This is a genomic window from Plantibacter sp. VKM Ac-2876, from assembly GCF_015350715.1.
GTDB lineage: Bacteria > Actinomycetota > Actinomycetes > Actinomycetales > Microbacteriaceae > Plantibacter > Plantibacter auratus.
The window spans coordinates 246,835-264,138 of sequence record NZ_JADKSI010000003.1 but is presented as its reverse complement, the minus strand read 5'-3'; the positions used below and the strand labels follow the sequence as shown (position 1 = coordinate 264,138).

The following is a 17,304-nucleotide window of genomic DNA, read 5'->3' as shown; positions in this document are numbered from 1 at the left end:
TCCTGCTGCCGCGCCGGCAGTCGGGCGGGTCAGGCGACGTAGACCTTGCGGAGGGTCTCGCGGACGGTCCAGGTGGTGCGGGCGCCGGCGGCGAGTCGGCCGATGGAGCCTGCGCGGAGCTCCAGCGACGGGGTCCCGTCGGCGAAGTCGACCGTCGCCTCACCCGAGAGGACCACGAACACCTCGTCGACCTCGGTGTCCTGGACGACACCGACACCCAACTCCCAGACGCCCACCTCGGCGTCACCGACCGCCGTGAGCGTCACGATCCCGCTCCGCGGCGACCCCGAGACGACGTCCTCAGGTGCGAGCGGGTTGTCGGCGAGCGCCACGTCGGCGCCCTGGAGCACGGTGTTGGGAGCGAGCAGGTGGTCGGTCATGAGGTACCTCTCTGAGCAGGACGGAGACGAGGGGGCGGCGCGCGACGGCCTAACCCACGCCCCAGCCGTAGGCGAGCTTGTGGGCCTCGAGCACGAAGAAGGTCTCGGTCGACCGCACCCCGGGCGTCGGCTGCAGGGTGTCGAGGAGGAACGTCTTGTAGTGGTCCATGTCGCGGCACACGGCCTCGACCATCACGTCGAAACCACCGCTCGTGAGCACCACGTAGCTCGTCTCCGCGTGCTTCGACAACTCCTGGCACACCCCGCGCGCCATCCCCGGCTCACAGCGGATGCCGATGAGCGCCAGGTGGTCGAAACCGATCGACAGCGGGTTCGCGATGCCGACGATCTGCAGGATCCCGGTGTCCTCGAGTCGCTGGATCCGGTAGCGGACGGACGACGCCGGCAGCCCGGTCTCGGTGGCGATCTCCGAGAACGCCTTCCGTCCGTCCTGCTGCAGGATCGCGATCAGCCGACGGTCGATGTCGTCAAGGTCGTTCATGTGGCTCCTCCGGCAGCGGGCGGATGGTCATCTGGCAAGCGTAGCGAGGGAAGCCGTGCGGCCCGGGTGCGGTGTCCGCCCCACCCGAGCCACGAGCCCCGGCCGACCGGCCGACCCGAACGCGGGCGGTCGACCGGGGCGACGCCGATCGAGCAGACCGAGAGAGGTCGCCGATCAGCGGATCGGTCCGACTAGCGGACGTGGATCGCGCCGGTGCGGAGGTCGGTCATGTCGTGCAGCGTGTACATGCCGCCGATCCGACCCCAGCCGGTGCCCTTGCCGCCCGCACCACCGAACGGCATGTTGATGTCCCACCAGCCGTTGGAGTCGTTGACGATGACCTGGCCGGTCTCGAGCTCCTCCATGAACCGGTAGGCCTTCGACAGGCTCTCCGTGAACACCGCGGACTGCAGGCCGAGCGCGTCGGCGTTGGCGATACGGAGGATGTCGTCGTCGTCCTGCGCCGTGAGGATGGGGAGGACCGGACCGAACGACTCCTCGCGCGACAGCAGGCTGTCCTCGGAGACGCCGTCGACGATGGTGAAGTCGTAGTAGAGGTCCGTCGGGTGGCCGGTGGCACGACCGCCGCCGAGGAGGATGTCGAAGCCGAGCGAGCGGGCCTCGTCGAGGTGGCGGTCCATCTTCGCGGCGACGCCCTCGTTGTTGAGCGGGCCGAGGTTGATCCCCTCGTCGAAGGGGTTGCCGAGTCGCACGGTGGCCTTCGCGTAGGCGAGGGCCGCCTCGACGAAGGCGTCGTGGACGTTGTGGTGGACGATGAGCCGCTCGGTCGCGCAGCAGACCTGCCCGCCGCTGTAGAAGGCGGAGTCGACGGCGGCCTTCGCGGCGCGTTCGATGTTCGCGTCCTCGAGGACGACGATCGGGCCGTTGCCGGAGCACTCCATGAGCGAGCGCTTGAGGCCCGCGGTACGCACGATCTTCGCCCCGGTGGCGGACGAGCCGATGAAGCCGATCGCGTCGATGCCGTCGTGGGAGACGAGCTCGGAACCGAACGCGCCGTCACCGGGGAGGACGCTGACGAGTCCGGCCGGGACGCCCGCCTCGACGAGGCAGTCCATCGCCGCGAGGACCGCGAGGGGTGTGTTGCTCGGCGGCTTGACGATGCAGGCGTTGCCGGTCGCGAGGCCCGGGGCGACGAACTCGCTGAACATGAGGAGCGGGAAGTTCCAGGGCGTGATGATGCCCCAGACGCCGACCGGCGCGCGCCAGGTGAACATGCGCTTGTCGATGTCGCTCGACGGCAGCGTCTCGCCGTAGAGACGGAGGGCGTCCTCAGCGTGGAGGTGGAAGAGCTGCGCGGCCTCGGCGATGTCGGCGATCGACTCCGCGAGCGGCTTGCCCTGCTCCAGCGTCTGCAGGCGGGCGAGCTCCTCCACGCGGGCGTTGATCGCGTCGCCGACCCGGTGACAGATCTCCGCGCGCTTGAACACGCCGAGCTTCCGCCACTCCCGCTGCGCCTCGTGCGCACGTCGCACCGCCTCGTCGAGTTCGGCGGTGCCGGCCACGGGGATCGACGCGATGACGTCACCGGTGACGGGGCTGATCACCTCCGAGCGCTCCGAGCTGGTTCCGTCGGTGAACTCGCCGGCGATGAAGAGCTGGGTGCGAGTGGGTGTCGGCAACGTGGTCATTCCGGACCTCCTGGTGTCGTGGCTGGGCCGACGACGCCGAACAGCGTCGTACGGGTGTCGTCGGGAGAATGTGGGATCAGCCTAGGACCTTGCGATTCCTCGAACAAGCAGTATTGTTTCGTCAAAGTTACGATTACAACAACGAGACCGACACGATCTTGTCGTCACAACAATTCTTCGGCACATTGAGTGCACCAGCAGCGAGACAGCGACGTCCCGTCCCCCACGAATCGAGAAGAGCCCATGTCGACCGAACACGTCACCAGCACCGACGAGACCACGCACCTGCCGAAACGGATGCGCTGGTTCGACGGCTTCGCCATGGCGATGACCATGCCAGCCGCGCTCATCGCCACCCTCGGCGCCTCCATCACCGGCCTCGGCGGCTGGGGGGCCGCCGTCCTGTGGGCGATCTCCATGATCCTCGCCATGGGCGTCAACTGGATCTACACCGAGCTCGCCACCATGTTCCCGAACTCCTCCGGCGGCATCGCGCACTACGCGGCCGAAGCGTGGAAGTCGCGCGCACCCTGGGTCGCGCCGATCACGGGCGTCGGCTACTGGCTCCCCTGGGGCACCAACCTCGCCACCTACGGCGCGGTCACCGGTGCGCTCATCCAGGCGCAGTGGTTCCCGAACGAGGACTGGGTGATCCAGCTCGGCCCGATCTCCATCACCTTCCCGATCCTCATCGGGCTCGGCGTCATCGGCGTGATGTACCTCATCAACGTCATCGGCGTCCGCGTCACGATGGCGTTCGTCTACATCACCGCGGGCATCCTGCTCATCCCGCTGTTCGTGTTCATCGTCTTCCCGCTCTTCAGCGCCGACTGGGCGCCGCTCGACCTCACCTGGAAGCTCGAGGGCATCGAGGGCCTGCACACCGCGATCGTCTGGCTGTACATCATGGCGTGGACCACCTTCGGCATCGAGGTCTGCGCGACCTTCGCCCCGGAGTACCGCGACTCGGTGAAGGACACGACCAAGGCGATCAAGGCCTCCGTCCTGTTCTGCCTCGGCGTCTTCTTCGTCATCCCGCTGACCCTCGGCGGCTACGCGGGTGAAGCGGCGATCGCCGACAACCCGGCGACCTTCTTCGTCGCCAGCTTCGCCTCGCTCGTCGGTGGCGCTGCGGACGTCATGGTGCTCTGCCTCATCGCCTCGTTGCTGCTCATCATGACCACCTCGGTGGCCGACGCCTCACGCGTGCTGTTCAACATGGGCAAGGAGCGCGTCACCGTCCCGTCACTCGGCGTGCTCAACCGTCGCGGTGTGCCGTTCCGCTCGCTCAACGTGATGCTCGTCATGAACGTCGTCATCCTGGTGGTCCTGCAGAACCCGCTCGCGATCATCGTGACCGGCAACCTCGGCTACATCCTCACGCACTTCTTCGCCGTCTCCGGCTTCTTCCTGCTGCGCAAGGACCGCCCCGACGCCGTCCGCCCGATCCGCCTGCCGCGCTTCTTCGTGCCGCTGTCGGTCGTGCTGTCGGTCATCCTCGCGATCATCCTCATCGTCGGCGCCACCGGGTTCTCCACCACGGGGTACGGCGGGTTCCTCGAGCTCGGCATCGCGCTCGGCCTGCTGGCACTGGGCGTCGTGATCTGGCTGTTCGTGCAGCGGAGCACCAAGCGCGACGCGGGCCTCGGGAGCGGCGGAGCATCCGCCGGAACCCCACGTGCCGACGCCGAACGCACCGACGCCGCCCGCACCGACTGACCGCGCACCACGCGACCGCACCGAACCACGCACCACAGGGGACCCACCATGAGAACCATCTACGAACTGGCCGAAGAGCTCGCCGACACCGCACGCCTGCGGGAACAGCTGGCCTCGGCCGAACCGGAGCCGTACTGGCTCGACGACCCGGCACGGCCCGCTCCACTCCCCCGCCTCGAGGCGGACGTCGAGACGGACCTGGCGATCGTCGGTGGTGGGTACTCGGGCCTGTGGACCGCCCTGCTCGCGAAGGAGCGCGACCCGGACCGCCGGGTCGTGCTCCTCGAGGGCCGGCGCATCGCGTGGGCGGCGTCCGGCCGCAACGGCGGGTTCTGCGAGCCGAGCCTCACCCACGGATCGTCGAACGGCAAGAGCCGCCTGCCGCACGAGTTCGACCGCCTGGAGGAGCTGGGGCGCGAGAACCTGCGCGAGATCGGCGAGACCATCGCCCGGTACGGCATGGACTGCGACTGGGAGGAGACGGGGCTGCTGCAGGCGGCGACGGCTCCGCACCACGTCGACTGGTTGCGGGAGAGCGCCGAGGAGCACGGCGCCCGGTTCCTCGACCGCGAGGCGATGCAAGCGGAGGTCCATTCGCCGATCTTCCAGGCCGGCCTGTTCGAGCCCACCGGAGCGGCGCTCGTCAACCCGGCCAAGCTGGCGTGGGAGCTGCGACGCGTCTGCCTCGACCTGGGTGTGGAGATCCACGAGTACACGCACGTCCGTTCGATCCGGTCGGACGCGACGTCGGTCACCCTGACGACGACGCACGGTTCGGTCGTCGCGAAGCACGTCGCCCTCGGCACCAACGTCTTCAAGGCCCTCATCCCGAGCGCGCGGAAGTACACGGTGCCCGTTTACGACTACGCGCTCATGACGAACCCCCTCTCCGCCGAGCATCTCGAGAGCCTGGGCTGGAAGGGCCGGCAGGGCATCTCCGACCTCGACAACCGCTTCCACTACTCGCGGCTCACGACCGACGCGAACGGGTCGACCCGCATCCTCTACGGCGGCTACGACGCGGTCTACAACTACGGCGGCCGGGTGGAGCCGCGGTTCGACCAGCGCGAGGAGTCTTTCCTCAAGCTCGCCGCCCACTTCGCCCACACCTACCCGCAGCTCGCCGACCTCGGCTTCTCCCACAAGTGGGGCGGGGCGATCGACACCTGCGGGCGGTTCTTCTCCTTCTTCGAGATCGCGCACGGCGGCAAGGTCGCGCACGCGGCCGGGTTCACCGGCCTCGGCGTCGGCGCGACGCGATACGGCGCGAACGTCATGCTCGACCTCCTGAGCGGAACACCGACCGAGCGCACGACGATGGACTTCGTCCAGAAGAAGCCGACGCCGTTCCCGCCCGACCCGCTCGCGTTCATCGGTGCGCGCATCTCGCTGTCGGAGATGGCCCGGGCCGACCGCAACGAGGGCAAGCGGGGGCTCTGGCTCCGCGCGATGGACGCCGTCGGGCTGGGCTTCGACTCCTGAGCCGGGTTTCGATGCAGGAGCCGCAGTCCAACCCATGACAGGCGGAGCCTGGTTCGATACGGTGCAGGTGGTGGTCCCGCTCACGTCGAACCCGCACAGCTCGCATCGGCCGGCAACGGACACCGCACCGCACCAGCAGCACCTCAGACAAAGGAGCACACCAGTGAGCGACTACGCCGTCGTCAACCCCGCGACCGGAGAGACTCTCCGCGACTACCCGACGATCACCGACGAGGAGCTGCAGCAGGCGATCACCGCCGCGTCCGCCGCCCACGAGGAGTGGTCGCGTCGCGCTCCCGTCGCCGACCGCGCTGCGCTCATCGCCCGCGTCGCCGCCCTCCACACGGAGCGCCGCGAGCAGCTGGCCGAGATCGCCGTCCGCGAGATGGGCAAGACATACGAGCAGGCGCTCGGCGAGGTCGACTTCGCCGCCGCGATCTACCAGTACTACGCCGACAACGGCGAGGCCTTCTCCGCCGACGAGCCGATCGAGCTGTCCGACGGCACCGGCTCGGCGTTCATCCGCCGTGCGTCGCTCGGTGTGCTGCTCGGCATCATGCCGTGGAACTTCCCGTATTACCAGGTGGCGCGGTTCGTCGGCCCGAACGTCGTCAACGGCAACACGATCCTCCTCAAGCACGCACCGCAGTGCCCCGAGTCGGCGCTGGCGATCGCGCAGATCTTCGATGACGCGGAAGCCGAGCTGGGCGCCCACGATTCCGTGTACGTGAACATCTTCGCGACGACCGACCAGATCGCGACGGTCATCGCCGACCCGCGCGTGCAGGGCGTCTCGGTCACCGGTTCGGAGCGCGCCGGTTCCGCCGTCGCCGAGCTGGCAGGCAAGCACCTCAAGAAGGTCGTGCTCGAGCTCGGCGGGTCCGATCCGTTCATCCTGCTGTCGACCGACGACCTCGACGCCGCCGTCCAGGACGCCGTCAACGCCCGCATCGACAACAACGGGCAGTCCTGCAACGCCGCCAAGCGGTTCATCATCATCGACGAGCTGTTCGACGACTTCGCCGCGAAGTTCACCGAGGTCTTCACGGCGAACGCTCCGGCCGACCCGATGGCGGAGAGCACGCAGCTCGGCCCGCTGTCGTCGGCCGCCGCGACCGAGCGACTCGGCGAGCAGCTCGGCCGCGCGAAGGCGCAGGGCGCGACGATCCTGGCATCGGGCGAGCCGTCGGGGAACTTCTTCCCGCCGGCCGTGCTCACCGACGTGACCCCTGAGATGGACGCGTTCCACGAGGAGTTCTTCGGACCCGTCGCGTCGCTCTACCGGGTTTCATCGGAGGAGGAGGCCGTGCGCCTCGCGAACGACACCCCGTTCGGCCTCGGCTCCTACGTGTACACGACCGACCAGGAGCAGGCGCTGCGGGTCGCGGACGGGATCGACGCCGGCATGGTGTGGATCAACCTCGTGCTCGGCGACGCGGCGGAGCTGCCCTTCGGCGGCGTGAAGCGCTCCGGCACCGGCCGCGAGATGGGCAAACCCGCCATGGACGAGTTCGTCAACAAGAAGCTCATCCGCATCGCGTAGATGCCGCTCACTGAGCTTGTCGAAGTGCCTCGTACGCACCTCGACAAGCTCAGTGGCCGAACGTCCCCCACAGGGCGTGCATCACTCCCGTTGTCCACAGGGCGTGCGCACCCGATCAGGTGCGATGACGTCGCGAGCTAGCCTTTCGAGGAGGGCGAGGCTCGTCAGTCTGGGGCACGGTCGAGTTGCGCCGGTGGCATCAACTCTCTAGACCCCTCTTCATCTTGAAATCAATGGGGGGCTTGAGTAAGATTATGCCGAGGCCACAGAAGTACCGCGATGTGGTGAAGTTCCTCAGCTCGAAAGGCTGGGTGCTGCTCCGGCAGCAGAAGGGCTCCCACGAGAAATGGGGGAATCCGGAGAACGGGCGCGAGTATCTGACGATTCCACATCACGAGGTGTCGGCCGGAATCGTGAAGCAGCTCATCGAGATGTTCCCGGATGCGCCGAGCGGGTGGAAGTAGCGCACCGCACCGCTTGACCGCCCCGACAGACAATCAGGAGGCCCGCGAATGACCGCAGCAACCGTGACCCAGACGCTCGACGTCGTGACCTACCTCGACGGCAAGTGGTGGACGTTCGAGATTCCCGCGCTCACCACCGACTCCCCCCGAGGCGCGGGACACCGGATCGTCGCCCTGGGCTCAGCGAAGAGGTTCAAGGACATCGCGGCAGCGGCCCGCGACGTCGCGGCCCTGTGGCTCGATCTCGATGACTACGACGGGGACGTCGTGGTGACCGTCCGGGACGAGGCGGTCGGCCTCTGGAGCGAATCCAACACCCTTGAAGAGCAGGCACGCCAGCAGGTGCGCGAGGCAGCGCGGAAGCGCCGCGAGGCCGTCCTGAGCCTCATCGCCAAGGGAGCCAGCCAGAGCGACGCCGCGGCCGTCTTCGGGGTCTCGGTGCAACGTGTGAGCCAGCTCGTGCACTGACGCTCGTCGATCGACAGCCCCCACCGAGGCCCTCCCCCGCTCTCTGAGCCCCCATCCGGTCACTGAGCCTGTCGAAGTGCAGTCCCGCCCCGATGACCACCGCCCTTCGACAAGCTCAGGGACCGAAGGGGTGGCTCTGGGAACGAGGGTGCACGACGCGCGAATCCTTCAGCCGTCGGCGAGCTGGAGGGCGCTCCACAGCTCGGCGCGGTCGCCGAAGCGCGAGAGGTCGAGGTCGAGCAGCGACTCCAGCGTGGTGATGCGCGCGCGGAGGGTCTGCCGGTGGATCCCGAGTCGGCCAGCCGCCTGATCGGTCACGCAGTTCGCCTCCAACCACACCCGAGCCGTCTCCACGTGGACCGCCCGAGCCTCGGCTCCGAGCCCGCCCAACGGTTCCAGCAGCCGGTTCGCCAGCACTTCCCCGCCCGAGGCGCTCAGCAACCCGAGCAACCCCTGCTCGGCGAGTGCCTCGTACCGCACGAATCGCGGCGTCTCCCCGGCCGATGCGCGAGCCCGCTCGGCCTCGGACAGCCCGTCCCGCAAGCCTTCCCAGCTCGTCCTCGCCGACACCCCGCCCGACAGCCCGTGGCGGCCGACGACGGCGTCCCAGAGTCCGATGTCCGCGTCGCTCGACACGATGACGATCCGCTCGTCCTGCTCGGCGAAGAACAATTTGCCGCCATGCGCCGCGGCCTGCACGTCGAGTTCCGAGAGGAAGCCCAGCTCACCCTCGGGGATGTCGACCACGGCGACGCGGATCGGGTCGGGCGGCAATGGCCCCCAGAGCCGCTGGGCGGTGCGCTCGGCGACCGCGCGGTCGCCGGAGAGCAGCAGCTCGAGCAGTCCCGACCGCAACTGCCGGCGTGCGAGGTCGAGGGCGCTGTGCTGCTCGAGGGCGATGCTCGCGAGGCCGATCACGCTGGAGACGAGGTCGTGCTCGGCGTGGTCGAGCGGCACGCTGGACCCGACGGCGAGGATGCCCCGCAGCTCGCCCCGTCGACCGAGCGTTAGCAGCGTCGCGCCCTCCGCTCCGTCCGCGAGGTGCAGTCCGGCTCGCGACCCGCGGCGCAGCACCTCGGCGACGGCGGCCTCCACGCCCTCCGGCACCGGCTCGCGCGTCCTCGTGGTGACCCGGTTGCCGAGCGCGTCGTACAGCGCGACCCAGCAGCCGAGCTGCTGCCCCAGCTCCGCGAGGATCGCGGTCAGGCCGTCGGGTCGCAGCGCCGCCCTCGCGACCGCACGCTGGGCGGCGAGCGACCATTCGAGCGACGCCACGCGCGCGGCTGCGACCGCGTCGGCGACGAACCGGATGATGCCGATGAACGGGGTCCGCTCCCCCACCTCGAGCAGGGGGAACCCGTGACGCTCGCACGCGTCGACGAGCCGCTGCGGGATGTCGGCGTGGATGATCCCAGTAGCGAACCCGAGCGCGAGCACGCCCCGGGCGGAGAGGCGGCGGACGTACTCGTCGGCGCGGCGGTCGGCGAGCTCGTCGCTCATCTCGCCGGTGAACTGCATGCCGTCGGTGAGGAGCAGCTGGCCCGGCTCCAACCAGGGCGTCGGGTCGCCGAGGTCCGAACTGTGCACCCAGGCGATGTCGCGGTCGAGGACGTCGGCGTCACCCGCGACGACGAGGCCGAGCTTGAAGACCGGCTCGGCCATGAGCGTGCGCAGGGACACGTTCGAGGACGCACGGCCGACCTCGCCAGCGATCACTGAAGTGGTGGACATGCACCCAAGCTATCACCGATCCCGCCATGTACATCGGCACCATCGATTGCCAGGCTGCAGGAGTGATCAATGACTTCCTCTCCGGCCTCGACAACGCCGGCGTCCGCGACGCCGACACCCAGCGCGTCCTGCACTCCTGGTCCGCCCAGAGCACACTCAAGCCGCTCCCCATCGCGGGTGGGCTCGGCAGCACCGTGTGGGACCACGACGGACGCCAGTACCTCGACTTCTCCAGCCAGCTCGTCAACGTGAACCTCGGGTACCAGCACCCGAAGGTGGTCGCGGCGATCCAGGAGCAGGCGGCGCTGCTCACCACGATCGCGCCCGCCGCGGCGAACGCGACCCGTGCCGAGGCGGCGCGGCTCATCCTCGAGCGTGCGCCCGAGGGCTTCGAGAAGGTCTTCTTCACCAACGGCGGTGCCGACGCGAACGAGAACGCGATCCGCATGGCGCGCATCGCCACCGGCCGCGACAAGGTCATCTCGACCTACCGCTCGTACCACGGCAACACGGGCGCGGCCATCGTCGCGACGGGCGACTGGCGCCGCATCCCCAACGAGTACGCGCGCGGTCACGTGCACGTGTTCGGCCCCTACCTCTACCGCACCGAGTTCTGGGCGACGACGCCGGAGGAGGAGTCGAAGCGCGCCCTCCGCCACCTCGAGCGCACCGTCCAGGCCGAGGGTCCCGGCTCGATCGCCGCGATCCTCCTCGAGACCGTTCCGGGCACCGCCGGCATCCTCACCCCGCCGCCCGGCTACCTCGCGGGTGTCCGCGCGATCGCCGACCGCTACGGCATCATGCTCATCCTCGACGAGGTCATGGCCGGCTTCGCCCGCACCGGCGAGTGGTTCGCGTTCGACGCCTTCGACGTGCGCCCCGACCTCATCACCTTCGCGAAGGGCGTCAACTCCGGCTACGTGCCACTCGGTGGCGTCATCGTCTCCGAGCACATCGCCCGCGTCTTCGACGAGCAGGTGTTCCCCGGCGGGCTCACGTACTCCGGCCACCCGCTCGCCGCCGCGAGTGTCGTCGCGACGCTCACCGCGATGGCCGAGGAGGGCGTCGTCGAACACGCGAAGGCGATCGGCGCCGACCACATCGGCCCCGCGCTCCGCTCCCTCGCCGAGCGCCACGAGCTCATCGGCGAGGTCCGCGGCAGCGGCGTGTTCTGGGCGGTCGAGCTCGTCGAGGACCGCGACACCCGCGCACCGCTCGATGCGGCGGCGATGGGTCGGTTCAAGTCGTCCCTGCTCGAGGCCGGGCTCCTGCCGTTCATCAGCGAGAACCGCATCCACGTCGTCCCGCCCGCCGTCGTGACCGCCGACGAGGTCGCCTCGGGCATCGCGATCATCGACGCCGCCCTCGGGGAGCTGCGCGCATGAGCGGCGACCCGGACCCGTTCTGGGATTCGGTGTCGGGACTCCCGGCACCCGTCCCGGCACGTCCAGCACCCAGCACCCCTGCACCCCACGACGCCCAGGAGCCCTCCGCATGACCACCACCGCCATGAGCACCACCCCCACCACCGACGCCGGTTCGCTGCCGGTCGTCCCGCACTGGATCGACGGCGCTGAATCCCCATCCACCTCGGGTCGCACCGCCCCGGTCTACGACCCGGCACTCGGTGTCGCGACCAAGAACGTTGCGCTCGCGAACCAGTCGGAGATCGACCGCGCCGTCGCATCCGCCGCCGCCGCCTTCCCTGCCTGGCGCGACCTGCCGCTCGCGAAGCGTCAGCAGATCGTGTTCAAGTTCCGTGAGCTGCTCGAGGCGAAGAAGGGCGAGCTGGCGGAGATCATCACGGCGGAGCACGGCAAGGTCGTCTCCGACGCGCTGGGCGAGATCACGCGCGGGCAGGAGGTCGTGGAGTTCGCGACCGGCCTCGCGCACCACCTCAAGGGTGAGTTCTCCGAGCAGGTCTCGACCGGTGTGGACGTGTACTCCACGAAGCAGCCGCTCGGGGTCGTGGGCATCATCTCGCCGTTCAACTTCCCCGCGATGGTGCCGATGTGGTTCTTCCCGATCGCGATCGCCGCGGGGAACACGGTCGTGCTGAAGCCGAGTGAGAAGGACCCGTCCGCGGCGATCTGGCTCGCGAAGCTCTGGAAGGAAGCAGGCCTCCCCGACGGCGTGTTCACGGTGTTGAACGGTGACAAGGAGGCCGTCGACGGGCTCCTCACCCACCCCGACGTCCGCGCGATCTCCTTCGTGGGTTCCACTCCGATCGCGAAGTACGTGTACGAGACCGGCACCGCGCACGGCAAGCGTGTTCAGGCGCTCGGCGGGGCGAAGAACCACATGCTCGTGCTGCCCGACGCCGACCTCGACCTCGTCGCCGACTCCGCGATCAACGCCGGCTTCGGGTCCGCGGGCGAGCGGTGCATGGCGATCTCCGTGGTCGTCGCTGTGGAGCCCGTCGCGGACGAGCTCATCGGGAAGATCGCCGAGCGTGCGGCGACCTTGCGGATCGGTGACGGACGTCGGAACTGCGACATGGGCCCGCTGGTGACGAAGGTGCACCGCGACAAGGTCGCCTCCTACCTCGACATCGCCGAAGCCGACGGCGCGACGATCGTCGTCGACGGCCGCAACACGCCCATCGACGGCGACCCGAACGGGTTCTGGCTCGGCCCGACCCTCATCGACAACGTCCCGACGACGTCGAAGGTGTACACGGAGGAGATCTTCGGACCCGTCCTCGCCGTCGTCCGCGTGGCCTCGTATGAGGAGGGCGTCGCGCTCATCAACGGCGGCGCGTTCGGCAACGGGACCGCGATCTTCACCAACGACGGCGGCGCCGCCCGACGGTTCCAGAACGAGATCCAGGTCGGCATGATCGGCATCAACGTGCCCATCCCCGTCCCGGTCGCGACGTTCTCCTTCGGCGGGTGGAAGGACTCCCTGTTCGGCGACACCAAGGCCCACGGCGCCGAGGGCGTGCGGTTCTTCACCCAGCAGAAGGCCATCACCTCCCGCTGGCTCGACCCCTCCCACGGCGGCATCAACCTCGGCTTCCCCCAGAACTGAGGCTCCCGGCCCCTCGGCAGCACTCCCCGCGAGCCTGCCGAGGGGCTGAGTGGTTCCGGGGCCCTTCGACGAGCTCAGGGACCGGCTGCCGCTGCTGAGCTGAGGACAGGAGATCCGCGCGGCAGCAGGAGATCCTGAGGGAGAACCTCCTGCTGTCGCGCGGATCTCCTGTGCTCAGCCGCCCGTGACCCGGCGGATGAGGTCCTGGATGAACGGCACCACGTCAGACGCCTGGTCGACGCCCGCGAAGGCGACCGCCAGCAGCGGCCACAGCGACACGAGGAGCGCCGAGATCACCGCGGCGACGGCGAGCACCCAGGAGAGTGCACCGTTGCGGCTGCGGACGCACCCGAGCAGGAACAGCAGTGCGAGGACGTACCCGATGAGCAGCGCGACCACGATGCCACTGACCGGGACCCTGAGCGCACCGACCGTCGCGCCGTCGGCGGCGCCGATGAGCCCGAGGATCGGGATCAGCACGCCGACGACGATGAGGACGAGCAGGACGACCCCCGTGATCGCAGCGGCCCACACGGCACGCGGACGCGGGCGGGCGCCGTACGACGTGGTCCGGCTGAAGAGCGGCATGTCACTGCTCCTTCGTCGGCGCAGCAGCTTGGACGGCCGTGGCCTCGGTGGGAGCGTCCGCCACCTCGTCGACGTCAGCGACCTTCGGGGCAGGCTGGTCGTGCGTGTCCTCATCGGCGGGCTCGAGCGCCTCCGGGACTCCGTCGACGGGCGCCGCGGCGCCGCCGTCCTGCTCGGGGGCCGAAACCAGGTCGGCATCCGCGCTCGTTGCGGCAGGCTCTTCCGCTGGAGCGTCGTGGATCGCGTCAGCCGCCCCGAGGGGCTCAGCGTCGGCGAGGTTCGGGTCGGCGCCGTGCGTCACCTCCTCGGCGACGGTCGCGAGCGAGTCGGCCGCAGTGGCCAGCTGACGGGCGGCCTCAGCGAGTTCCTCGGACACGTCGTCGGAGGATTCCGGCACCACCGCGTCGATCGGTTCACCGGCGACGTCGCCGTCAGCCACGAGCTCGCCGTCGGCACCGGCGGCCGCGCCCGGCTGCTCGTTCTCCAGCGACCGGCCGTCGTCGCCCTCGGGCCGGTCGGACCGCTGCTCCACCGCGTCACCAGCGGCGTCGGCCAGGTCGGCCGCTCCGGCTCGCGCCGAGTCCACCGCCTCCGCTGCAGCCGTCTTGGCGTTGCCCAACGCTTCTCCAGCGGCCTCCGCCGCATCGCCGATCGCGCCACCCGCCGCAGACGTCGCATTGCCGATGGCGGCCTTCGCGTCGTCGATCGCCTCGCCCGGATCGGGCTCGATCGGGTCGAACGGCCCGTGGATGTCGGTGACCCTGATGTCGATGTCGACCGGTCCCGGGTGGCGGGCTTCCAGCGCCGCAGCGACGTCGGCCCGGACGGTGTCCGCGACCTCGTCGATGCTGGCCGGGTACTCGGCCACCAGTGAGACCTCGACGTTCAGCACGTCGTCGTCGGCCAGGACGTTGACGCCAGGGACGGCGGTGCGACCGAGCAGCCGGGTGCGGGCGCTGTCGATGGCGCGGGCCGTCGGGGAACCGAGGGCGTGCACGCCGGGGACCGTCTCGGCCGTCGAGGCGATGACCTGGGCGAGCTCGTCGGCCTCCTGCTCACGTCTCCGGCCGGAGTCGAGCTCGACCACCGGAGCGTCCGCGGGTTCCGGCGAAGCCACCGGCTCAGACACCGTCACCGTCGGCGTCTCGGCGGAGACCGAGTCGGCCACGGCCGGCTCAGCGGCCTCCGGACCAGCGTCAGCCCCGTTCCCCGCCGCGACCGCTCCGGGAGCAGACGCGGCCCCACCCGCGTGCTCGCCGTCGTGCGACTCGATGCGGCGGACCTCGTCATCGGGATGCGCGGGCACGAGCACCGTCGGGTGCTCCGCCCGGACCTCGGCCGGGGTGGGGATGTGGTGCTGGTCCGGGTGCTTCGTGTCGTCGCTCATGCGATCCTCCTCGCACCGCGTCGGCGGTGCATCGGTCCTGCTGCTGTCGGTTCGGGTGCCGCGGCGGCACCGCGGGGTGTCGGGTCAGACGACCCGGTTCGTGCTGGCGAGCCGCGTGCGCAGTCCGCTGACGATCTGGATGACCACCGGGGTGGACGTCCCGAGGACGCCGTCCCACTCGTGGATGGCCGCCTCGATGTCGCGCCGCAGCTGGACGGGCGAGGCGCCGCGACGAGCGTGTGCGGTGAGGCGCAGCGTGGACTGCTTGCGGATCCGGAAGCCGGTGACGTCGACGGAGACCACGTCGGGGTTGCGCCCGATCGCCTCCTCGAGGACCTGCTCGGCGACCTTCACGTCGAGCACGACGCGACCACCGGTCGGGGTGTCCTTCGTCCGCTGCTCGTCGACCTGCAGCAGCGTTCCGGTGTGCCCGCGGCCCTGCCGGAACACGAACCAGAGGATGACCAGGATGAGCAGCAGGGCGACGACAGCCACGACCCAGAGGATCCATGGCTGGGCGTCGATGGTGTCGTTCGTCGGTCCGACGGCCCGCTCGGCGTTCTCGCCGATCGTGCGCTGCACATCCGGCAGGAGCGCACCCACGGACAGGGCCGCGCCGGCCGCGAGGACGACGAGTCCCACGACGAAGATGAAGAACCGGTTGAGGAATCGATTCGTGGAGTTCATCAGGCCACCGTTCCCTTGCTGCTCACGCGGACCTTGGCGCGGAGCGCCGGTCGGTAGTCGTAGGACGCGACCTCCGCGTCCACGGCCTGCTGGATCTCGCGCTGGTCGACGCGTCGGCCGCTCGTCGGCGTGACGTCGACGCGGGCGCTCCTGGCGCCGACGCTGACACTCACCTGCGAGGGGTCGATGTCACCGGCGTACGAGGCGACGCGGGCGAGCGACTGCGCGATCACGCGGTCGTCCACGACGGCCGCGGTGCGATCGGCGATCGACCCACGACGCCCTTGGCGGGCGGGAGCCAGCGACAGGACGATCAGCACGAGGCCGACGATCGCCGCGACCGCGCCGATGGCGACGAGCAGCGGGGCCGGAGCGGTCGCCGCGGTCAGCACCGCGGTGACGATGTCCTTCGGTGCGACGAGGAGCGCCGGCTGCCCGATCGCGGCCAGGACCGATTCGGTGCCGAGCCAGGCGAGCACGAGCGCGAGGATGATCGCGATCGTGATCGCGAGCGTCGACCGCGGCGAGTGGGTCTCGCGACGCACCGCGCGGCGGTACAGGGCTGGGGTGCTCACAACACCCTCCTTCGTTCTTCGAGCTTCGCGCCCGTGATGTGGAGGTCGACGCGTCCGATCGTCGACCCGGTCAGGTCCAGGCACCGCTCACGGATGCTGGTCTGTGCGCGTGCCAGGCGTTCGAGGACGGTTCCCGAGGTCCGGGATCCGGCGCCGAGCGGCGACACGTGGATGGGCGTGCTCGCGGTGACCGTGAGGGCCCCCTGGGCGTCGGAGAGCTCGACCGAGACCTCCGACGCCCGCACACCGAGTTCCTCCGCGGTGACGGCAGACACGACGCGACGCACGGCGCGGGAGCTGATCGTGTTGCGACCATGCACGGCCTGTTCGGCCGCCACCGCCGCGGTCACGACGACCGCCGCCCGCGGAGCGCGTCGGCGACACCGCGCAGGTCGAGCTTGCCCTCGAGCACGCGTCCGATGCCGAATCCGATCAGCATGAACAGCGCGACGAGGATCATGCTCCAGAACCCGAATGCGACGGCCGCCAGTGCGAGGACGGCACCGACGAGGATGCCCCGATCGGTCGTGGTCACTGGACGCGGCTCTCGTCAGCGTCGTTGTCGTCGTCCGACGGGATGTGGACGTCGGAGACGGTGACGTTGACCTCGGTCACGTCCATGCCGACGACGTTCGAGATGGCGTCGGTGACGCTGCGACGGACGTCGTCCGCGACGCGCTGGAGGTCGACGGGGTACTCGGCGACGATCACGATGTCAGCGGCGACCTGCTTCTCGCCGACCTCGACCGAGACGCCCTGACCGCGGTCCTGGGCGTTGATGGCGTTGCGGATGGCGCCGATGGCGCGAGCCGCTCCGCCGCCGAGGTCGTGCACGCCGGGGACCTCGCGGGCGGCGATGCCGGCGACCTTCTGGACGACGCCATCAGCGATGACGTTCTTGCCCGTGGAGGCGGTGGCTGCGTGGTTGGCGGTGTCGGTGGTGTTCGACATGGTGTTGCTCCTTCGGTGGCTGGTACTGCGGTTTCGCGGTCCGGGTGTCCGGTCGCGGTGCCCGTGTTCCGGGCGACATCTATGAGACTGCTTGTCACGCTCGAACCTCACGGTCGATCTCGTTTTCGTCGCGAAGCACTCATTTTCT

General features: G+C 69.7%; 18 protein-coding genes. 7 read left to right on the top strand and 11 right to left on the bottom strand.

Features of this window, described 5'->3' with window-relative positions:
* Positions 1–29 precede the first annotated feature (29 nt).
* The 3 genes from ITJ62_RS13740 to ITJ62_RS13730 form a co-directional block, all read right to left on the bottom strand.
* The gene (locus ITJ62_RS13740) at positions 30–380 is read right to left on the bottom strand and encodes a cupin domain-containing protein (protein ID WP_194603202.1); all 351 of its coding nucleotides are present in this window, start codon (positions 378–380) and stop codon (positions 30–32) included.
* Positions 381–429: 49 nt separating this feature from the next.
* Entirely contained in the window at positions 430–882 is a 453-nt protein-coding gene (locus ITJ62_RS13735) for an Lrp/AsnC family transcriptional regulator (protein ID WP_056013555.1), read from the bottom strand.
* A gap of 191 nt (positions 883–1,073) precedes the next feature.
* Entirely contained in the window at positions 1,074–2,531 is a 1,458-nt protein-coding gene (locus ITJ62_RS13730) for an aldehyde dehydrogenase (protein ID WP_194603199.1), read from the bottom strand.
* A 243-nt stretch (positions 2,532–2,774) separates the two neighbouring features.
* Here ITJ62_RS13730 and ITJ62_RS13725 point away from each other — a divergent pair, with 243 nt between their 5' ends.
* From ITJ62_RS13725 to ITJ62_RS13705, 5 genes are all read left to right on the top strand, one after another.
* Positions 2,775–4,250: an APC family permease gene (locus tag ITJ62_RS13725; protein ID WP_194603196.1), complete on the top strand. Its 1,476-nt coding sequence runs from the start codon at positions 2,775–2,777 to the stop codon at positions 4,248–4,250.
* Positions 4,251–4,298: 48 nt separating this feature from the next.
* A complete protein-coding gene (locus tag ITJ62_RS13720) occupies positions 4,299–5,732 on the top strand; it encodes an FAD-binding oxidoreductase (protein ID WP_194603193.1) in 1,434 nt (477 codons plus the stop codon).
* Between the two features lie 163 nt (positions 5,733–5,895).
* Positions 5,896–7,275, top strand: a complete 1,380-nt coding sequence (locus ITJ62_RS13715; protein WP_194603190.1) for an NAD-dependent succinate-semialdehyde dehydrogenase — start codon at positions 5,896–5,898, stop codon at positions 7,273–7,275.
* A 254-nt stretch (positions 7,276–7,529) separates the two neighbouring features.
* Positions 7,530–7,739: a type II toxin-antitoxin system HicA family toxin gene (locus tag ITJ62_RS13710; protein WP_192019208.1), complete on the top strand. Its 210-nt coding sequence runs from the start codon at positions 7,530–7,532 to the stop codon at positions 7,737–7,739.
* Between the two features lie 48 nt (positions 7,740–7,787).
* The gene (locus ITJ62_RS13705) at positions 7,788–8,207 is read left to right on the top strand and encodes a helix-turn-helix domain-containing protein (protein WP_194603187.1); all 420 of its coding nucleotides are present in this window, start codon (positions 7,788–7,790) and stop codon (positions 8,205–8,207) included.
* A 168-nt stretch (positions 8,208–8,375) separates the two neighbouring features.
* Here ITJ62_RS13705 and ITJ62_RS13700 read toward each other — a convergent pair whose 3' ends face one another.
* Positions 8,376–9,938 carry a PucR family transcriptional regulator gene (locus tag ITJ62_RS13700; RefSeq protein WP_194603184.1) on the bottom strand — a complete coding sequence of 521 codons (1,563 nt, stop codon included), beginning with the start codon at positions 9,936–9,938 and terminating at the stop codon, positions 8,376–8,378.
* A 26-nt stretch (positions 9,939–9,964) separates the two neighbouring features.
* Between ITJ62_RS13700 and ITJ62_RS13695 the strand changes: the two genes are divergently transcribed.
* Both ITJ62_RS13695 and ITJ62_RS13690 read left to right on the top strand, forming a co-directional pair.
* Positions 9,965–11,323 (top strand): aspartate aminotransferase family protein, encoded by a 1,359-nt coding sequence (locus ITJ62_RS13695; protein ID WP_194603181.1) that lies wholly within the window; start codon positions 9,965–9,967, stop codon positions 11,321–11,323.
* A 109-nt stretch (positions 11,324–11,432) separates the two neighbouring features.
* Complete coding sequence (locus ITJ62_RS13690; RefSeq protein WP_304609457.1) at positions 11,433–12,968, top strand: CoA-acylating methylmalonate-semialdehyde dehydrogenase; 1,536 nt, start codon at positions 11,433–11,435, stop codon at positions 12,966–12,968.
* A 174-nt stretch (positions 12,969–13,142) separates the two neighbouring features.
* Here the strand turns inward: ITJ62_RS13690 and ITJ62_RS13685 are convergent, their stop codons facing one another.
* The 7 genes from ITJ62_RS13685 to ITJ62_RS13655 all read right to left on the bottom strand — a co-directional run bounded on the left by ITJ62_RS13685 (position 13,143) and on the right by ITJ62_RS13655 (position 17,156).
* Positions 13,143–13,556, bottom strand: a complete 414-nt coding sequence (locus ITJ62_RS13685) for a hypothetical protein (protein WP_194603178.1) — start codon at positions 13,554–13,556, stop codon at positions 13,143–13,145.
* A 1-nt stretch (position 13,557) separates the two neighbouring features.
* The gene (locus ITJ62_RS13680; RefSeq protein ID WP_194603175.1) at positions 13,558–14,943 is read right to left on the bottom strand and encodes an Asp23/Gls24 family envelope stress response protein; all 1,386 of its coding nucleotides are present in this window, start codon (positions 14,941–14,943) and stop codon (positions 13,558–13,560) included.
* Positions 14,944–15,027: 84 nt separating this feature from the next.
* The gene (locus ITJ62_RS13675) at positions 15,028–15,630 is read right to left on the bottom strand and encodes a hypothetical protein (RefSeq protein ID WP_194603172.1); all 603 of its coding nucleotides are present in this window, start codon (positions 15,628–15,630) and stop codon (positions 15,028–15,030) included.
* The gene (locus ITJ62_RS13670; protein ID WP_138945398.1) at positions 15,630–16,205 is read right to left on the bottom strand and encodes a hypothetical protein; all 576 of its coding nucleotides are present in this window, start codon (positions 16,203–16,205) and stop codon (positions 15,630–15,632) included. Before ITJ62_RS13670 ends, ITJ62_RS13675 begins: the two co-directional genes overlap by 1 nt.
* Positions 16,202–16,555 carry a hypothetical protein gene (locus tag ITJ62_RS13665; RefSeq protein WP_138945399.1) on the bottom strand — a complete coding sequence of 118 codons (354 nt, stop codon included), beginning with the start codon at positions 16,553–16,555 and terminating at the stop codon, positions 16,202–16,204. The genes ITJ62_RS13670 and ITJ62_RS13665 overlap by 4 nt, the downstream gene beginning before the upstream one ends.
* Positions 16,552–16,740: a DUF2273 domain-containing protein gene (locus ITJ62_RS13660; RefSeq protein ID WP_064296821.1), complete on the bottom strand. Its 189-nt coding sequence runs from the start codon at positions 16,738–16,740 to the stop codon at positions 16,552–16,554. The genes ITJ62_RS13665 and ITJ62_RS13660 overlap by 4 nt, the downstream gene beginning before the upstream one ends.
* Positions 16,737–17,156, bottom strand: coding sequence for an Asp23/Gls24 family envelope stress response protein (locus ITJ62_RS13655; protein ID WP_085513765.1), 420 nt, complete (start codon positions 17,154–17,156; stop codon positions 16,737–16,739). The genes ITJ62_RS13660 and ITJ62_RS13655 overlap by 4 nt, the downstream gene beginning before the upstream one ends.
* Positions 17,157–17,304 lie beyond the last annotated feature (148 nt).